Source organism: Variovorax robiniae, assembly GCF_037889955.1.
In the GTDB taxonomy this organism is placed as follows: domain Bacteria; phylum Pseudomonadota; class Gammaproteobacteria; order Burkholderiales; family Burkholderiaceae_C; genus Variovorax; species Variovorax robiniae.
The window spans coordinates 43,974-59,970 of the sequence record NZ_JBBKZS010000023.1 but is presented as its reverse complement, the minus strand read 5'-3'; the positions used below and the strand labels follow the sequence as shown (position 1 = coordinate 59,970).

Sequence of the window (15,997 nt, the reverse complement as noted above, 5' to 3'; positions counted from 1 at the left end):
TCCTCAGTCCAGCATCGCCGCAGCCACGGCAGTCGGCGCATCCTCGATGCCTTCGGCCAGCGGCTCGAACTCGTTGATCGCATCGATCTCGGTGCCCATCGCGATGTTGGTCACGCGCTCCAGCATGACTTCGATCACCACCGGCACGCCGTACTCGGCCATGAGCTGTTCGGCACGCTGGATGGCCGGTTGCATCTCGCCCTGCTTGTAGACGCGGATGCCCTTGCAACCCAGGCCTTCGACGACCTTCATGTGGTCCACGCCGTAGCTCGCTTCGATGCCCGCGTCCGGTGCGGCATTAAGGTTGTCGAAGCCGAGCTGCACGCAGTAGTCCATCTCGAAGCCGCGCTGGCTCTGGCGGATCAGGCCGAGGTAGCTGTTGTTCACCACGATGTGGATGTAGGGCAGCTTGAACTGCGCGCCCACGGCCAGTTCCTCGATCATGAATTGGAAGTCGTAGTCGCCCGAGAGCGCGACGATCTTGCGGGTCGGGTCTGCGGCGCGCACGCCGAGCGCTGCCGAGATGGTCCAACCCAGCGGGCCGGCCTGGCCGCAATTGATCCAGTGGCGCGGGTTGTAGACGTGCAGGAACTGCGCCGCCGCAATCTGCGAGAGGCCGATGGTGCTCACGTAGCAGGTGTCGTGGCTGAAGTTGTTGTTCATGCACTGGTAGACACGCTGCGGCTTCATCGGCACGTCGGCGAAGTTGGTCTTGCGCAGCATGGTCTTCTTGCGCTGGCGGCATTCGCCGGCCCAGCCGCCGCGGTCGGGCAACTGGCCCTTGGCCTTCATTTCCTCGGCGACTTCGACGAAGAGTTCCAACGCGGCCTTGGCGTCCGACACGATGCCGAAGTCCGGCGTGAACACACGGCCGATCTGCGTGGGCTCGATGTCGACGTGGACGAACTTGCGGCCCTTGGTGTAGACCTCGACCGAGCCGGTGTGGCGGTTCGCCCAGCGGTTGCCGATGCCGAGCACGAAGTCGCTCGCGAGCATCGTGGCATTGCCGTAGCGGTGGCTGGTCTGCAGGCCGCACATGCCGGCCATGAGCGGATGGTCATCGGGGATCGCGCCCCAGGCCATCAGCGTGGGGATCACCGGCACGCCGGTGGCTTCAGCGAAGCGGACGAGCAGGTCGGCCGCATCGGCATTGATGATGCCGCCGCCGGCGACGATCAACGGGCGCTCGGCTTCGTTCAGCATGCTGATGGCCTTCTCGATCTGGGCACGCGTCGCGGCCGGCTTGTAGGGCTTGAGCGGTTCGTAGGTGTCGATGTCGAACTCGATCTGCGCCATCTGCACGTCGAAGGGCAGGTCGATCAGCACCGGGCCCGGGCGGCCGGAACGCATGATGTGGAAGGCCTGCTGGAACACCTGCGGCACCTGGCCGGGTTCGCGCACCGTGACCGACCACTTGGTGACGGGCTTGGAGATCGACTCGATGTCGACCGCCTGGAAGTCTTCCTTGTAGATCCGTGCACGCGGCGCCTGGCCGGTGATGCAGAGGATCGGGATCGAATCGGCGGAGGCCGAGTAGAGGCCGGTGATCATGTCGGTGCCGGCCGGGCCGGAGGTGCCGATGCACACGCCGATGTTGCCGGCGACGGCGCGGGTGTAGCCCTCGGCCATGTGCGACGCGCCCTCGACGTGGCGCGCCAGGATGTGCGCGATCGTGCCCTGCTTGCGCAAGGCCGAGTACAGCGGATTGATGGCCGCACCCGGAACACCGAAGGCCTGCGTCACGCCTTCCTTCTCCATCACCAGCACTGCGGCCTGGGCCGCTGTCATCTTTGCCATTTGGGATCTCCTTGTGAATGGCTCGATTCTGGGAATCAACGCCGTTTGTAAGAAGTGGGTATGCAGCCATAAAACCTATTCCGCCTTGGAATAAGTGGCTACGATCCGCAAGCCGTCGGACCGTTGTTCAGCGGGCGTAAACAGGAGCAGGAATTGGATCGCTTGTTGGCCATGGAGATGTTCGTGCGCGTGGTGGAGACCGGCAGCTTCTCCAAGGCCGCACGCGAGTTCAACACCACCCAGCCCACCGTGACCAAGCAGGTCGCGGCCATCGAGTCGCGGCTGAAGGCGCGGCTGCTCAACCGCAACACGCGCGGCGTCAGCCTGACGGAATCCGGCGCGCTCTACTACGAGAAGTGCAAGGGCATCGTGCGCGAGGCCGAGGAGGCCGACAGCATTGTGCAGTTGCGCCAATCGCAGGCGCAAGGGCTGCTGCGCATCGGCACCTCGGTCGCCTTCGGCCGGCGCATCGTGGTGCCGCAGGTGCTGGAATACATGGCGCGCCATCCGCAGGTGCAGGTGGACCTGAGCTTCGAGGACCGCTACGTCGACCTGGTGGCGCAGGGCATCGATGTCGCGATCCGCATGGGCAAGCTGGCCGACTCATCGCTGGGCGCGCGTTTCCTCGGGCGCAATCCCTGGGTCATGGTCGCCGCGCCCAGCTACCTGAAGAAGCACGGCGTGCCGAAGCGGGCGCAGGACCTGAGCACGCATGTCGCGCTGATCTACAGCAGCGTGGTCGGCGACGACGTCTGGCAGATGCACACGCCCAAGGGCGAGCCGGTGACGGTGCCGGTCTCCGGCCGGCTGCGCTCCAACAACGTCTCCGCGGTGCTGGTCGCGGCCCGCAATGGCCTGGGCGTCGCGATGATGCCGCACTACGTCGCGAGCGAATCGCTGGCCACGGGCAAGGTGGTGCAGGTGCTGGCCGACCATGCGCTGGCCGAGCAGGAGATCCATGCGGTGTTCCCCTCGCCCAAGCTGGTGCCGGGCAAGGTGCTGAGCCTCATCGCGTTCATGCAGGGGCGCTTTGCGGAAGGCTGGTGGGCGCACTGATCATTTGGGCGGCGTCGTCTCGTCCGGCATGTCGTCCAGGTTCCCCGAGTCCACAAACAGGCTCCAGGCCGCCATGAACAGCGCCGCGATCGCCGGCCCGATCACGAAGCCATTGATGCCGAAGATGGCCAGCCCGCCAAGCGTCGACATCAGCACGACGTAGTCGGGCATCTGCGTGTCCTTGCCGACCAGCAGCGGCCGCAGGATGTTGTCGACCAGGCCGACCACCACCACGCCGACGAAGATCAGCACGCCGCCTTGCCAGTAGTGGCCGGTGGCGAGGAAATAGATCGCCACCGGTCCCCAGACCAGCGCGGCGCCCACGGCTGGCAACAGCGAGAGGAAGGCCATCAGCACCGCCCACAGCAGGGCGCCCTGCACGCCGAGGAACCAGAACGCCAGCCCGCCGATCGTGCCCTGCGCGACGGCCACGGCCACGTTGCCCTTGATGGTCGCGCGGATCACGGTGGTGAACTTGTTGAGCAGGTAGTGCGTGTGCGGCTTGGCCATCGGCAGGGCGTTGCGCACCGTCTTCGACAAGTCCGCGCCATCGCGCAGCAGGAAGTACAGCAGGTACAACATGACGAAGAAGCTGACCAGGAAGTCGAAGGTGTTCTGCCCGATCGACAGCGCATGCGTGGCGATCGTCTGGCTCGCCGCCGAGGCACCTTCCGTGATGCGCGACTGCCAGGCCGACATGTCGCCGAGGTCGAAGCGCTTGGCCAGGTCCACGAGCCAGCCCGGAGACGCATCGAGGATCTTCTGGAAGTAGTCCGCGACGTTGATTTTCCCGGAGGTGATCGCCTGCGTGAGCAGGTTGACCTGGTCGATGACGGAGAGGGTGACCAGGATCAACGGCAGGATCACGATGACCAGGCAGATCGTGAGCGTCACAAACGCGGCGAAATTGCGCCCCTTGGGCAGCCGCCTGAACAGCCAGCGGTACATCGGCGTGAACAGGATGGCCAGCGCCATCGCCCAGAACACCGCACCGAAGAAGGGGAGGAGGATCCAGACGAAGCCGGCCGTGACAGCCGCCAGCAATGCCAGGAACACGCCGCGCTGAAGTTGCGATGAATTCATATTCACCGCAGCTTCGCGTGCACTCAGGTCGCCACGCGTCTCCGGGCGACGGGTGCCAGCGTGGCCCGAAGCCGCGTCGGCGCGTCAGGTTCCGCCGCGCGCTCGACCTCGAGTTCCTTCTCCACGTTGCCGATGTGCTGGAGCATCAGCGTGCGGGCCAGCGCGTTGTTGCCGGCTTCCAGCGCGGCGACGATCTCGCCGTGCTCCGCACAGGACTGCGCCGCCTCATGCTTGGACTGGAACAGGGTGGCGGCCAGCGTGGTGCGCGCCGTGAGGTCGCGCAGCATGTCGCTGAGCAGGCGGTGGCCCATCTGCTCGGCCAGGCAGACGTGGAAGTCGGCCAGCAGGAAGGCGCGGGTGGCGGCGTCGGCACCGTCGATGGCGCGCTGCTCGTCGGCGATGTGCTCGCGCAGGCGGCGGATCACCTTCTGCAGCGGCTTGCCCGCGTCGGCCAGGATGCCGGACTCCACGATGCGCCGCGCCGAGAAGGCGTCGCGCGCCTCCTCGGCCGAGGGCTCCACCACGAACCAGCCGCGCTTCGATTGCACCTCGACGAAGCCGCGCGCCTGCAACTGCATCAGCGCCTCGCGCACCATCGTGCGGCTCACGCCGAAGTGGGTGGCCAGGTCCTGCTCGCCGAGCCGCTCGCCGGGGGCGAGCTTCTGGGCGAGGATGGACTCGACCACCTGCTCGGCGATGACGGTGGGCGAGACGGCAAAATCCAGGGCCCCCACGCTCGGCACTTGCGTGTCCTCGCTGCCCCCCGAGGGGGTGCGAGCTTGCTTGGGGCGGCCCGGCGCTGCGCTCGGCATGTCCATGTCGTTCAATGGCTAGGGTTGAGAGCGGGCGACACTACCACGCCCGGCTCGGCCAGCGGTTCGTCGTCCGGCGAGTAGCTGCCATTGAGCACCGCATGCGCACGTTCGCGGTCGATGTCGCCTTCCCATGCGGCGATGGCGACGGTGGCCACGCAGTTGCCGATCAGGTTGCCGAGGGCGCGGGCAATGCCCATGAACCAGTCCACCGAGAGCACCAACACCAGGCCGATCGCGGGAATCGCAGGGATCGCATGCAGTGTCGCCGCCAGCACCACGATCGCGGAGCCCGGCACGCCGTGTGCGCCCTTGGAGGTGACCAGCGCGATCGCCAGGATGGTCAGCAGGTCGGACATCGAGATCGGCGTGTTGGTGGCCTGCGCGATGAACACGGCGGCCAGCGTGATGTAGATCGAGAAAGCGTCGAGGTTGAACGAATAGCCGGTGGGGATGACAAGGCCGACCGTCGAGTCGCGGATGCCCATGTGGCGCAGCTTGCCCATGATCTGCGGCAGCACGCTGTCGGACGAGGTGGTGGCGAAGACGATGGTCAGCTCTTCACGCAGGTAGCGCAACAGCTTGACGAGGCTGAAGCCGGACATCCGCATGATCAGCCCCAGCACGACGAACACGAAGATCAGCACCGACGCGTAGTACAGCGCGACCAGCATGCCGAGTTGCTTGAGCGAGCCGACGCCGTACTTGCCGACCGTGAAGGCAATGGCGCCCAGCACGCCGAGCGGGGCCAGCTTGATGATGATGGCCATGATCTTGAACAGCACCAGGGAGGTCGCGTCCACCACCTGTGCCACCGGCTTGCCGAGGTCGCCGAGCAGCGTCAGCGCACAGCCGAACAGCACCGCGAACAGCAGCACCTGCAGCACGTCGCCGGTGGCGAAGGCATTGATCACCGTGGTGGGAATCAGCTTCATGAGAAAGTCGACCGTGCCACCGCTGGTCAGCTTCTCGGCAGTGGAGGCGTAGGCGCTCATGGCCGAGGCGTCGAGCAGCTTGGGGTCGACGTTCATGCCGACCCCCGGCTTGAAGACATAGGCCAGCACCAGCCCCATCGCGAGGGCGATGGTGGTCAGCACCTCGAAGTAGATCAGCGCCTTGACGCCGACCCGGCCCACGCGCTTCAGGTCGCCCGCGCCGGCGATGCCATGCACCACCACGCAGAAGACCAGCACGGGAATGATCATCTTGATCAGCTTGATGAAGGCGTCGCCAAGCGGCTTGAGCTTGGCTGCAAAGTCGGGCGCCACGATGCCGAGCAGCACGCCGACGACGAGCGCTATGACAACCTGGCCAAAAAGGGATTTCGCGAAACGGGGCATGAAAAGGCTCCTGTTAAGTGCAAGGTTGCATGCAACATCGATCAATCTTGCATGCAAGAAATGTAGGCAAGATCAGGCTGCGGGATGCAGAGGGTATTCCCGAGGGTGAAGGCACCTAGCAAGCGTCGCGCCCGGAAATCCATGCTGGCGCGCGCGCACGAAAAGGCGACCGGCATTCCGGAGACATGACCGTCTGCGTGTCGCGGCAATAGCACCATGGTGCATTGGCGCAGGGGCGCCGTGGCGTGCCGATCTGCGCACAATGGACTGATGATGCGAACCGTCTCCACTCCCTCCGGCGCCGCCATGCCGGCCCTCGGCCTCGGCACCTGGCGACTCGGTGAGGACGCAAGCCTGCGCGCGGCCGAAGTCGCCGCTGTGCGCAGCGCGATCGCCATGGGCTACCGCCTGATCGACACCGCCGAGATGTACGGCGACGGGGGTTCGGAGGAGGTGGTGGGCGAGGCCATTGCACAGGCCATCGGCGCCGGCGAGGTGCGCCGCGACGAGTTGTTCATCGTCAGCAAGGTGCTGCCCCATAACGCCAGCCGCAAGGGCACGGAACAGGCCTGTGCGCGCAGCCTGCAGCGCCTGGGGCTCGATCGCATCGACCTTTACCTGCTGCACTGGCAAGGCTCGCACCCCTTGCGCGACACCTGTGCCGCGTTGCAGGCGCTGGCCGCGCGCGGCGAGATCGGCGAATGGGGCGTGAGCAATTTCGACGTCGACGACATGGCCGACTTGAACGCGCTCGGCGAGGGCAAGGCCTGCGCCGCCAACCAGGTCTACTACTCGCTGAGCGAACGCGGCCCGGAGTTCAGCCTGCTGCCCTGGCTGCGCAAGCACGGCCAGCCGCTGATGGCCTACAGCCCGATCGACCAGGGCACGCTGGCCTTGGATGCGGAGCTGGGAGAGATGGCCGCGCGCCGAGGCGTGACGGCGGCGCAGCTTGCGCTGGCGCGGCTGCTGGCGGAGCCCGGTGTCGTCGCCATTCCGAAAGCCGTTCGGGAAGCGCACCTGCGGGAGAACCTTGCTGCGGCGGACCTCGTGCTCACGCCGGAGGAAGTTGCCGAAGTCGATCGCCTCCACCCACCGCCGCATCGCAAGACGCCGCTGGCGATGATTTGATTGGGCCCCTTCGGGAGCACCCGCGGAGCCGGCTTTGCCGGGCCGCTGGGTGCGTCCCCTCGAGGGGGTGCGCCGCAGGCACTGCGGGTGTGGGCTATACCCGCTTCGCGCCGCGCATCATTGCCATGTAGATCACGGCACCGGCAATCGCGCCGATGAACCAGCCGAAGTTGTTCTCCGGAATCACATGGAACAACTGCGCCGCGAACTCCCAGCCGATCGCGATGACGCTCGCCAGGCCCAGCGCCGTCAGCCCCACCTTGTTCCAGCCGCCGTCATAGTTGTAGCGGCCGTTGGGCGCCATCGTGTAGAGCTGCTCGACATCGACCACCTGCTTCTTCAGCAGGTAGAAGTCCGCGACCATCACACCGAACATCGGTGCCAGCACCGCGCCGAAAACGCTCACGAACACGGTGATCGCCTTCGGGCTGTCCACGAAGATCCAGGGGCAGACGCACACGGCCAGGATCGAGGCGATCAGGCCGCCCTTCTTGAAGCTGATGTGCTTGGGGAACAGGTTGGCAATGTCGAAGGCCGGCGAGACGAAGTTGGCGACGATGTTGATGCCCATGGTCGCGACGATGAAGGTCAGGCTGCCGAGCACGACGGCCCACTTGTTGTCGATCTTCGAGACGATCTCGATCGGGTCCATGATCATGTGGCCGAACACCTTGGCACTGCCCGAGGTCACCACCACCACGATGATCGCGAACAGGATGAAGTTGACCGGCAGGCCCAGGAAGTTGCCGATCTTCATGTCGCGCTCAGTCCTGGCATAGCGCGAGAAGTCGCCGAAGTTCAGCAGCAGCGCAGCGAAGTAGCTCACCACCAGCAGGATGGCATTGCCCATCGCGAACCATGCCTCGGTGCCGGTCAGCGTCTTGTCGCTCAGCGTGAGGTCGAGCGACCAGCCGGCCTTCCAGATGATCCAGCCCATGAGCAGGAACATCACCACGTACACGGCAGGGCCGCAGAAGTCGATGAACTTGCGGATCGCTTCCATGCCGCGCTGGAAGATCAGCAACTGGAAGAACCACATGAACAGGAAGCAGGCCCAGCCCAGCAGGTCGAGTCGCAGGAAGCTCGTGTCGTGCAGCGCCGCCGCGCCGGGGAAGAACACCAGCACCAGCGTGGCCACCGCCTTGGAGGCGAAGTAGGTCTGCACGCCGTACCAGACGATGCCGACCACCCCGCGGATCACGGCCGCGAAGTTGGCGCCCATCACGCCGAGACTGACGCGCGCCATCACCGGAAACGGAATGCCATGCTGCTGGCTCGGCTTCCCGATCCAGTTCATGAGGATGTTGACGACCGAGATGCCGATCACCAGCGCCGCCAGCACCTGCCAGCCGGAAAGGCCGAGCAGGAAAAGGCTGGCCGCGAAGGTGTAGCCGCCGACGCTGTGCACGTCGGACATCCACATCGCGAACACGCTGTAGTAGGACCAGCCCTTGCACGCGCCGGTGACGGGCGCCAAGTCTTCGTTGATGAGCTGGGGGTCCGCGCCCCGGATGCCGTGATCGCCGTGTTCCATGGGTGTCCGCCTGCCTGTGTGAAGGATGAAGGAATGGGATCACCGCGGCGTGCACCGTGGTGTACGCCAAACTGTATACACTTTATCGACAAGCCTATATCGCGGAAAACCCTTGTTTCTCGGTGAACGGAATCGTGCCTTTTAGTGAGGCGGACTGCGTTGCCGGGCCGCCGATGTTGCCCCGGTCGCGGCGCAAGACGTGCGCCACCGCCGGGGGCAGGGCGTCAGTGCGCTTCTGCTTGCTTGGCCGCAGCGATGATCGCGTCCTCATCGTGCTTCGCGCCGTTCAGAAACAGGTTCAACGCCACCGCACAGATCGAGGTCAGCAGGATCCCCGACTCGATCAGCGAGTGAATGCTGTGCGGCATCCATTGCTTGAAGTTGGGCGCGATCAGCGGAATCATGCCGAAGCCGATCGACACCGCCACGATCATCGCGTTGTAGCGGTTGTTCTTGAAGTCCACGTTCGCCAGGATGCGGATGCCGGTCGCGGCCACCATGCCGAACATCACCAGCCCGGCGCCGCCCAGCACCACCGTCGGCAGCGACTCCACCAGCGCCGCCATTTTCGGCAGCAAGCCCAGCACGATCAGGATCACGCCGCCGGCCACGCAGACGAAACGGCTCTTGACGCCCGTCACCGCCACCAGGCCCACGTTCTGCGAAAAGCTCGTGTACGGGAAGGTGTTGAAGATGCCGCCGATCAGCGTGCCCAGGCCGTCGGTGCGGAGCCCCCTTGCCAGGTCCTGCTGCGTGATCTTGCGGCCGGTCATCTCACCGAGCGCAAGGAACATGCCGGTCGATTCGATCATCACCACGATCATCACCAGCGTCATCGTCAGGATCTGCAGCGCATCGAACTGCGGCATGCCGAAGTGGAAGGGCGTCACGATGTCCACCCATTCCGCCTTGCCCACCTTCTCGAAGGTCATGATGCCCATCATCGTGGCCACGATGGCGCCGATGATGATGCCCAGCAGCACCGAGATGTTGGCGATGAAGCCCTTGGCGTACTTGACGATCAGCAGGATCGACACCAGCACCAGCGCAGCGATGCCCACGCCGGTGAGGTCGGCGTACTTGGGATTGGGCACGGTCGGCACGATCGCCAGGCCCTTGGGCACCGGCGGCAGGGCGGAGCCGGGCGCCGTGATGTCCGACAACCACTTGAGGTGCGCCGGGTCGACCACGTTGGGCGCGGTCGGGCCGAAGGGATTGCCGAAGATCCAGTTGATGCCCACGCGCATCAGGCTGATGCCGATCACCGCGATGATCGTGCCGGTCACCACCGGCGGAAAGAAGCGCAGCATGCGACTGACCAGCGGCGCGATCAGTATCGAGATGATGCCCGCTCCGATGATCGAGCCGAACAGCAACTGCGCGCCGGCCGTGCCCGGGTTGGTATTGGCCATGGCCACCATCGGCGCCACCGACGCAAAGGTCACGCCCATCATCACCGGCAGCTTGACGCCGAACCATTGCGTCGCGCCGAGCGACTGGATCAGCGTCGCGATGCCGCAGCAGAACAGGTCGGCCGAGATCAGCATCGCCACCTCGTCCGGGCTCAGCTTGAGCGCGCGGCCGACGATCAGCGGCACCGCGACCGCGCCGGCATACATCACCAGTACGTGTTGAAGTCCCAGCGCCGTCAGCTTGCCGGCCGGCAATCGTTGGTCGATGGGGTGGACGGAAGACGAACCGGCTGAACTCATGAAGGAACTCCTGGGCGGCTGACGAATTGGGGTGGCAAACGAATGCGCAAGGAACGCGTGCGTGCATGCAAAGAATAGGCCCACGGCGCAAATCGAAAAAGACGCACAATCGTATAAATCAATCTGGATTCACGATGAAAGCCTCCCTGGCCGAGTTGCGGGTGTTCGTCACGCTTGGAGAGAGCGGCCATTTCACGCGTGCCGCCGAGCGGCTGGGCATGTCGCAGTCGTCGCTGAGCGCCTCGCTGGTCAAGCTGGAGAAGCAGCTTGGCACCCGGCTGTTCGACCGGCACACGCGGGCCTGCCGCGTCACCGAAGCCGGCGCCGCGCTGTTGCCCGCCGCACGGCGCCTGGTGTCCGACTGGGACCATCTGTTTTCCGATGCGCGCGACTTTGCCCGCTTCTCGCGCGGCCGCGTCACGGTGGCCGCGCCGAACGCGCAATGCGCCTTGCTGCTGCCACCGGCGATCCGGGCCTTTGCGTCCTCGCATCCCGGCGTGCGCGTGGTGCTGCACGACGTGCCGGAGCACGAGGTGCACGAACTGGTGCGCAGCGGGGTGGCCGACCTGGGCATTGCCACACAGACCGACGCGCGCACCGACCTCGTCTCCACGGCCATGTCCTCCGACGAGTGCATCGCGGCGTTGCTGCCGAGCCATCCGCTGGCCGCGCGTCGCTCGCTCGAATGGGCGCAGCTGGCCCGCGAGCCCTTGATCGGCTACCTGCCGGGCAACCCGGTACGGCGCATGCTCGAGGAAAAGCTGGCGGGCCGCGGCATCACCCTGGACTATGCCTACGAGATCGCGCTGCCCTGGACCATGATGGGCCTGGCACGCGAGGGCCTGGGTATCGCCGTGGCGACCATGGCGTTGCGGCCGCTGGCGCAATGGAACGGGCTGGAGGTGCGCACCGTCGGCCGACCCCAGTTCGCACGCACCATGACCTTGCTGCGCGCACCGGGCAATTCCCTGTCGCCGGCGGCGGCGGCGTTCCGGGAGTTGCTGCTCGGCAGCGTTGTCCCGTCGGCGTGACGGCAGGCGCTCGCGGCGTTCAGGTCACAGTCATTTACTTTTATAAGAATCCGGTCACAGAATGCGTCGTCAGACGTGGAGGCTGGATCCGTGCATCGCCCGTTCATTGCAATCGCGGTCTTGCTGTGCGGTGGCACCGGTGGCGCCCTCGCGCAATGCGTGCCGGCTTCTGTGGGCTTCGGCGCCGGCTGTGCCCTTCGACCTGAAACCGGCGCGTACATGGGCAACCGGCGCGTCAGCGATCTCATTCTTGTCTACGGCCTCAGCGACCGGATGGGCGACTATTCGCTGGCGCCGGCAGCGAGCCCGGATGCGTCCGGTTTCGGGCGCGGCTTCTGGATGCGCACGGGCGGCGAGGGCTTCCGCCTGAAGGACAGCGGCATCGGCTTCGGCGTCGACAGCAGGCAGGCCTTCCTGCAGGCCGGGGCTGATGTGTGGAAATGGTCGCTCGGTACTGGCAGCTTGTCGGTGGGTGCGCTGCTCAGCGTCGGCGGCGGGCGCACCGACGGCACTTCACCCGGCAATTTCTTCACCGCGCAAGGTCGCGCCAACGGCGGCGGCTTCGGCTTCTATGCCACCTGGTTCCAGGACGACCAGACCCGGCTCGGCTGGTATGCCGACACCTGGACGCAGTACGCGCGCTTCCGCAACGAGGTCGACAGCCCGCTGATCCGGCAGGTCAGCTACACCTCGCACAACGGCATGGCGTCGGTGGAGGCGGGCTACGCGCTGCGCTTGTCGGACAGCAGCACCTGGGTGATCCAGCCGCAGGGCCAACTCATCTATGCCCACAACCACGCCTACAACGTGACCCAGTCCGACGGCGTCCAGGTCGATGGCGCCAAGCGCGGCGGCTGGACCTCGCGCCTGGGCGTGCGCATGTATCCCGGCTGGATCGGCGAGGGAGACACGCGCATCAAGCCCTATGCGGCCGTCAACTGGCTCTACGACCACCTCGACGACGAACTGACGCTGGGCAGCCAGCTGCCGAGCAAGGACGTGTTTCCGTCCAGTCGCTATGAACTGAAAGCGGGCGCCGACCTGCGCCTCGGACGCAACTGGGCCGGATGGGGGGATGTCGGCTGGCAGGCGGGCTCGTCGTACAGCGCCTGGACGGCGCGGGCGGGGGTGAAGTACAGCTGGTGAGGGCGCGGCGCCGCGGGTCTGTCATGCGCGCACGTACAGTCGCTGCATGCACACCCCCATGTCTTCATTTCAAACGCTTGAAGCGGTCCGCATTCCCCCGCGCCTGCAAGGCTTCGAATCGCACGGCGCCGAGGTCTTCGATGTGAGCCTGGCCGGCGGGCGTGTCGCAGCAATCCAGCCCTCGCGGAAGCCGTCGCGCGGCACCTTGCTGAGCGCGCTGGTCGACGTCCACGCGCACATCGACAAGAACTTCACCGTGCGCGAAGCCGGCGCGGCGCAAGGCAATCTCTTCGCGGCCATCGAGCGCATGGCCACGCATCGCGCGGGCTGGACCCATGACGACCTGCACGCGCGGATGACGCGTGGCATCGACGAGGCATGGCGGGCCGGCACGCGCGCACTTCGTACCCACCTGGATTGGCAGGATGCCGAGGCGCCGCTGTCCCTGGCCGCGTTTTCGGACCTGCGTGAAGCATGGCGGGGGCGGGTCGAACTGCAATTCGTGGCGTTGGTCGCGCTGGATGTCTTTGCGGACGCGAAGGTGGGAGAGCGCATCGCGCAGGCTGTCCGCGATGCGAAGGGCGTGCTGGGCGCCTTCGTCTATCGCAACGCGGACGTCCAGGGCAAGCTTGCCCGCGTGTTCGAACTGGCGAAGGCACACGGGCTGGCTCTCGACTTCCATGTCGACGAAGGGCTCGACCGCGAGGCGACGGGGCTGGCCGACATTGCGGAGCTGACGATCGCGCACGGCATGCAGGGGCGCGTCGTGTGCGGGCATGCCTGCTCGCTGTCGGTGCAGCACGAAGCGAGCGCGCTGCGCACCCTGGCGCGTTGCGCCGAGGCCGGCATCCACTTGGTATCGCTGCCGACCACCAACCTCTACCTGCAGGGTGCCTGGGACGGCACGCCCGTGCACCGCGGCATCACGCGCATCCGCGAGGCGGCGGCGCAGGGCCTGCGTGCCTGCCTGGCCACGGACAACGTGCAGGACTCCTTCTACCCCTATGGCGGCTACGACCTGGTCGAGACCTTCGCCCTCGGCGTGCAGATGGCGCACCTCGCGCCCGCCGACGATTGGCTCGACACCATCACCGTGAACCCCGCGCGGGCCATGGGCCTCGCATGGGACGGGCGCATCGCCATCGGCTGCCCGGCCGACCTGGTGCTGTTGGCCGCCACGGACGAGCACGAACTGCTCGATGGCAAGGGCCGGGCCCGCACCGTGATCCGCGCCGGGGAGACAATCGCAGCATGAGCATGGGAAAACCAATGGCCAACTACGCCGCCGCGAAGCGCGTGGGCGATCTCGTCTTCATGAGCGGGGTGGTCGCAGTCGACCCTTCCACGCGCCGGGCCGTGGCGAGCTACGAAGACATTCCAGAAACGGCGCGCACCGCGTTGCAGAGCCTCGGCTATGCGACCGGCCAGATGTCGGTGGACGTGTTCGAGGCGGCCATCGTCGCCCAGAGCTGGTTTGTGCTGGAGCGCATCCGGCAGATCGCGGCTGAGCATGGCGGCACGATGGACGACGTGGTGAAGCTGGTGCAGTACTTCCGCCACCTTCCGCACTACGCTTTCTACAACCGCGTGCGCGGGCTGTTCTATCCGGGCGAGCCGCCGGTCAGCACCGTGGTCGAGGTCTCGCGCTTCCTGCCGGGCGACGACGTGCTGGTCGAGGTCGAAGCGACGATGTACCTGCCACAGCGCGCGGCTTCCGCGGCTACCTGACGCCTGCGCCCTTCAGCAGGAACGCGGTCACCTGCTCGATCAGTTGGCGGCGCTCCTTGTCATCGCCCTGCAGCGCCTCGGCGCGGTAGTAGGCGGCCTGGGTCGCATGGTCGGCATAGAACTGCGTCACGGCCCAGATGTGGAAGAGCAGCAGCATCGGGTCGCCCTTGTCCATCAAGCCCTGGTTCATCCAGTTCTGGATCACGGCCGCAGCCTGGTCGGTGCGCGCCTTGCTCGTGCCCATCATGTCGTTGAGCACCGGCGCGCCACGCATCATTTCCGCGGTGAAGATGCGCGAGCGCAGGGGATGCTCGAAGGAGAACATCATCTTGCGATGGATCAGGTCGCCCAGCACCTTGCGCGGACCGAAGGCCTCGTCGCTGAAGCCGAACACCACGATCCAGTCGCTCAGGATGTCCTGCAGCACCTGCCGGTACAGCGCTTCCTTGCTCTCGATGTAGTAGTGCAACTGCGCCTTCGACAGGCCGGCCTTGTCCGCGATGGCCTGGGTCGATGCGCCGGCCAATCCCTCGCTGGCGAACACCTCGATCGCCGCCTGGTTGATCAGCGCCAGCACCTGCGTGTACTTGCGCGAACGACCGCGCGTGGCCGGCGCTTCGTTGGCGCCCTCGTCGGAGTGGATGTCGGGTCTCGCACTCACAGTTGCAGCACCAGTTCCTGGCCCTTGGCGCGCGAGCAGCAGAGCGCGATGCGGGTGCGGCGCTCGCTCCCGGTGAGACAGTAGTCGCGGTGCTCCGCGCCTTCGCCATCGCCTTCCACCACGCAGGTGCCGCACAGGCCCTGCTGGCACGACACGGGGATGTCGATGCCGACCTCGTGCAGTGCATCGACCGCGGTCTGGTCGGCGGCCACCGGCACGCTGATCCCGCGTTGCGCGAGCTTGAGCGTGAAGGGCAGGCCGGTGGTGGTGTTGGCATCCGTCGGGGCGGCGAAGTATTCGGCGTGCACCGCGTCTTCGGGCCAGTGTGCCGCGGCATTGCGCACGGCCTGCATGAAGCCGCCGGGGCCGCACACGTAGAGGTGCGTGTTTGCTGCGCGCTCGGCCAGCAGGGCGGCCAGGTCGATGCGTTGGGATGCATCGCCCTGGTCGAGGTGCAGGCGCAGGTGCGGCGCCAGGTCCGGGGCGCGCAAGGCGTCGGCAAAGGCCAGGTGTTCCTCGCCGCGCGCGAACACGCAGAGCGTGAACGACGCGCCGCGTGCAGCCAGCGCCTGCGCCATCGCCAGCAGCGGCGTCATGCCGATGCCACCCGCCAGCAACAGGTGATGCCTTGCTTCCGTCCGCAGCGGGAAAGTGTTGCGCGGCGCGCTGATGGGCAGCAGGTCGCCCTCGCGCACGCGCTCGTGCATCGAGGCCGAGCCGCCACGGCTGGCCAGCTCGCGCTTTACGCCAATCACATACGAACCGGCATCCGACGGCGCACGCGCCAGCGAATACTGGCGCGAGAAGCCGCCAGGCATGTGAACGTCGATGTGCGCGCCGGCCTCATAGCTTGGCAGCGCGCGGCCCCACGGATGGGCCAGCTCGAAGGCCAGGACTTCCGGCGTCTGCCGCGAGATGCGTTCGACGCGGACAGTGAGTGTGCGTTCAAGGCTCATGGTCTTGGTTCCT

14 protein-coding genes are annotated in these 15,997 nt (G+C 66.3%); 6 read left to right on the top strand and 8 right to left on the bottom strand.

The genetic code is table 11. The annotated features are described in order from the left end of the window. Positions 1–3 precede the first annotated feature (3 nt). Positions 4–1,797: a glyoxylate carboligase gene (gene gcl / locus WKW79_RS31300; RefSeq protein WP_340339136.1), complete on the bottom strand. Its 1,794-nt coding sequence runs from the start codon at positions 1,795–1,797 to the stop codon at positions 4–6. A 153-nt stretch (positions 1,798–1,950) separates the two neighbouring features. On the opposite strand from gcl, the gene WKW79_RS31295 reads away from it, so the two are divergent. After that, positions 1,951–2,853 (top strand): LysR family transcriptional regulator, encoded by a 903-nt coding sequence (locus tag WKW79_RS31295; protein ID WP_340339135.1) that lies wholly within the window; start codon positions 1,951–1,953, stop codon positions 2,851–2,853. Here the strand turns inward: WKW79_RS31295 and WKW79_RS31290 are convergent, their stop codons facing one another. Genes WKW79_RS31290 through WKW79_RS31280 form a run of 3 tightly spaced genes read right to left on the bottom strand, consistent with a single transcriptional unit; the run spans position 2,854 to position 6,088 of the window. Next, on the bottom strand, positions 2,854–3,936 hold the full coding sequence (locus WKW79_RS31290) for an AI-2E family transporter (protein ID WP_340339134.1): 1,083 nt from the start codon (positions 3,934–3,936) through the stop codon (positions 2,854–2,856). 23 nt (positions 3,937–3,959) lie between these two features. After that, positions 3,960–4,748, bottom strand: a complete 789-nt coding sequence (locus WKW79_RS31285; protein WP_422823989.1) for a GntR family transcriptional regulator — start codon at positions 4,746–4,748, stop codon at positions 3,960–3,962. 11 nt (positions 4,749–4,759) lie between these two features. Further along, positions 4,760–6,088 carry a C4-dicarboxylate transporter DctA gene (locus WKW79_RS31280; protein WP_340339133.1) on the bottom strand — a complete coding sequence of 443 codons (1,329 nt, stop codon included), beginning with the start codon at positions 6,086–6,088 and terminating at the stop codon, positions 4,760–4,762. Positions 6,089–6,361: 273 nt separating this feature from the next. On the opposite strand from WKW79_RS31280, the gene WKW79_RS31275 reads away from it, so the two are divergent. Continuing rightward, on the top strand, positions 6,362–7,216 hold the full coding sequence (locus tag WKW79_RS31275) for an aldo/keto reductase (protein WP_340339159.1): 855 nt from the start codon (positions 6,362–6,364) through the stop codon (positions 7,214–7,216). Positions 7,217–7,310: 94 nt separating this feature from the next. On the opposite strand, the gene WKW79_RS31270 is transcribed toward WKW79_RS31275, so the two are convergent. Both WKW79_RS31270 and WKW79_RS31265 read right to left on the bottom strand, forming a co-directional pair. Beyond that, positions 7,311–8,750, bottom strand: a complete 1,440-nt coding sequence (locus WKW79_RS31270) for an NCS1 family nucleobase:cation symporter-1 (RefSeq protein ID WP_340339132.1) — start codon at positions 8,748–8,750, stop codon at positions 7,311–7,313. A 224-nt stretch (positions 8,751–8,974) separates the two neighbouring features. Next, positions 8,975–10,462 carry a nucleobase:cation symporter-2 family protein gene (locus WKW79_RS31265; protein ID WP_340339131.1) on the bottom strand — a complete coding sequence of 496 codons (1,488 nt, stop codon included), beginning with the start codon at positions 10,460–10,462 and terminating at the stop codon, positions 8,975–8,977. A 134-nt stretch (positions 10,463–10,596) separates the two neighbouring features. On the opposite strand from WKW79_RS31265, the gene WKW79_RS31260 reads away from it, so the two are divergent. The 4 genes from WKW79_RS31260 (at position 10,597) to WKW79_RS31245 (ending at position 14,367) form a co-directional block, all read left to right on the top strand. Then, the gene (locus WKW79_RS31260; RefSeq protein WP_340339130.1) at positions 10,597–11,493 is read left to right on the top strand and encodes a LysR family transcriptional regulator; all 897 of its coding nucleotides are present in this window, start codon (positions 10,597–10,599) and stop codon (positions 11,491–11,493) included. Positions 11,494–11,583: 90 nt separating this feature from the next. Next, positions 11,584–12,639 (top strand): autotransporter outer membrane beta-barrel domain-containing protein, encoded by a 1,056-nt coding sequence (locus WKW79_RS31255; protein ID WP_340339129.1) that lies wholly within the window; start codon positions 11,584–11,586, stop codon positions 12,637–12,639. 58 nt (positions 12,640–12,697) lie between these two features. Next, on the top strand, positions 12,698–13,894 hold the full coding sequence (locus WKW79_RS31250) for an amidohydrolase family protein (RefSeq protein ID WP_340339128.1): 1,197 nt from the start codon (positions 12,698–12,700) through the stop codon (positions 13,892–13,894). Beyond that, complete coding sequence (locus WKW79_RS31245) at positions 13,891–14,367, top strand: RidA family protein (RefSeq protein WP_340339127.1); 477 nt, start codon at positions 13,891–13,893, stop codon at positions 14,365–14,367. Before WKW79_RS31250 ends, WKW79_RS31245 begins: the two co-directional genes overlap by 4 nt. On the opposite strand, the gene WKW79_RS31240 is transcribed toward WKW79_RS31245, so the two are convergent. Both WKW79_RS31240 and WKW79_RS31235 read right to left on the bottom strand, forming a co-directional pair. Then, a complete protein-coding gene (locus WKW79_RS31240; RefSeq protein WP_340339126.1) occupies positions 14,360–15,028 on the bottom strand; it encodes a TetR family transcriptional regulator C-terminal domain-containing protein in 669 nt (222 codons plus the stop codon). The genes WKW79_RS31245 and WKW79_RS31240 overlap by 8 nt on opposite strands. Further along, positions 15,025–15,984: a PDR/VanB family oxidoreductase gene (locus tag WKW79_RS31235; RefSeq protein ID WP_340339125.1), complete on the bottom strand. Its 960-nt coding sequence runs from the start codon at positions 15,982–15,984 to the stop codon at positions 15,025–15,027. The genes WKW79_RS31240 and WKW79_RS31235 overlap by 4 nt, the downstream gene beginning before the upstream one ends. Positions 15,985–15,997: the final 13 nt, after the last annotated feature.

Excerpts from the sequence above, each read along its gene's own strand:
- WKW79_RS31265 (WP_340339131.1), bottom strand. The coding sequence starts at position 10,462 with ATGAGTTCAGCCGGTTCGTCTTCCGTCCACCCCATCGACCAACGATTG.
- gcl (WP_340339136.1), bottom strand. The coding sequence starts at position 1,797 with ATGGCAAAGATGACAGCGGCCCAGGCCGCAGTGCTGGTGATGGAGAAG.
- WKW79_RS31260 (WP_340339130.1), top strand. The coding sequence starts at position 10,597 with ATGAAAGCCTCCCTGGCCGAGTTGCGGGTGTTCGTCACGCTTGGAGAG.
- WKW79_RS31290 (WP_340339134.1), bottom strand. The coding sequence starts at position 3,936 with ATGAATTCATCGCAACTTCAGCGCGGCGTGTTCCTGGCATTGCTGGCG.
- WKW79_RS31250 (WP_340339128.1), top strand. The coding sequence starts at position 12,698 with ATGTCTTCATTTCAAACGCTTGAAGCGGTCCGCATTCCCCCGCGCCTG.
- WKW79_RS31280 (WP_340339133.1), bottom strand. The coding sequence starts at position 6,088 with ATGCCCCGTTTCGCGAAATCCCTTTTTGGCCAGGTTGTCATAGCGCTC.
- WKW79_RS31285 (WP_422823989.1), bottom strand. The coding sequence starts at position 4,748 with ATGCCGAGCGCAGCGCCGGGCCGCCCCAAGCAAGCTCGCACCCCCTCG.
- WKW79_RS31235 (WP_340339125.1), bottom strand. The coding sequence starts at position 15,984 with ATGAGCCTTGAACGCACACTCACTGTCCGCGTCGAACGCATCTCGCGG.
- WKW79_RS31245 (WP_340339127.1), top strand. The coding sequence starts at position 13,891 with ATGAGCATGGGAAAACCAATGGCCAACTACGCCGCCGCGAAGCGCGTG.
- WKW79_RS31270 (WP_340339132.1), bottom strand. The coding sequence starts at position 8,750 with ATGGAACACGGCGATCACGGCATCCGGGGCGCGGACCCCCAGCTCATC.
- WKW79_RS31275 (WP_340339159.1), top strand. The coding sequence starts at position 6,362 with ATGCGAACCGTCTCCACTCCCTCCGGCGCCGCCATGCCGGCCCTCGGC.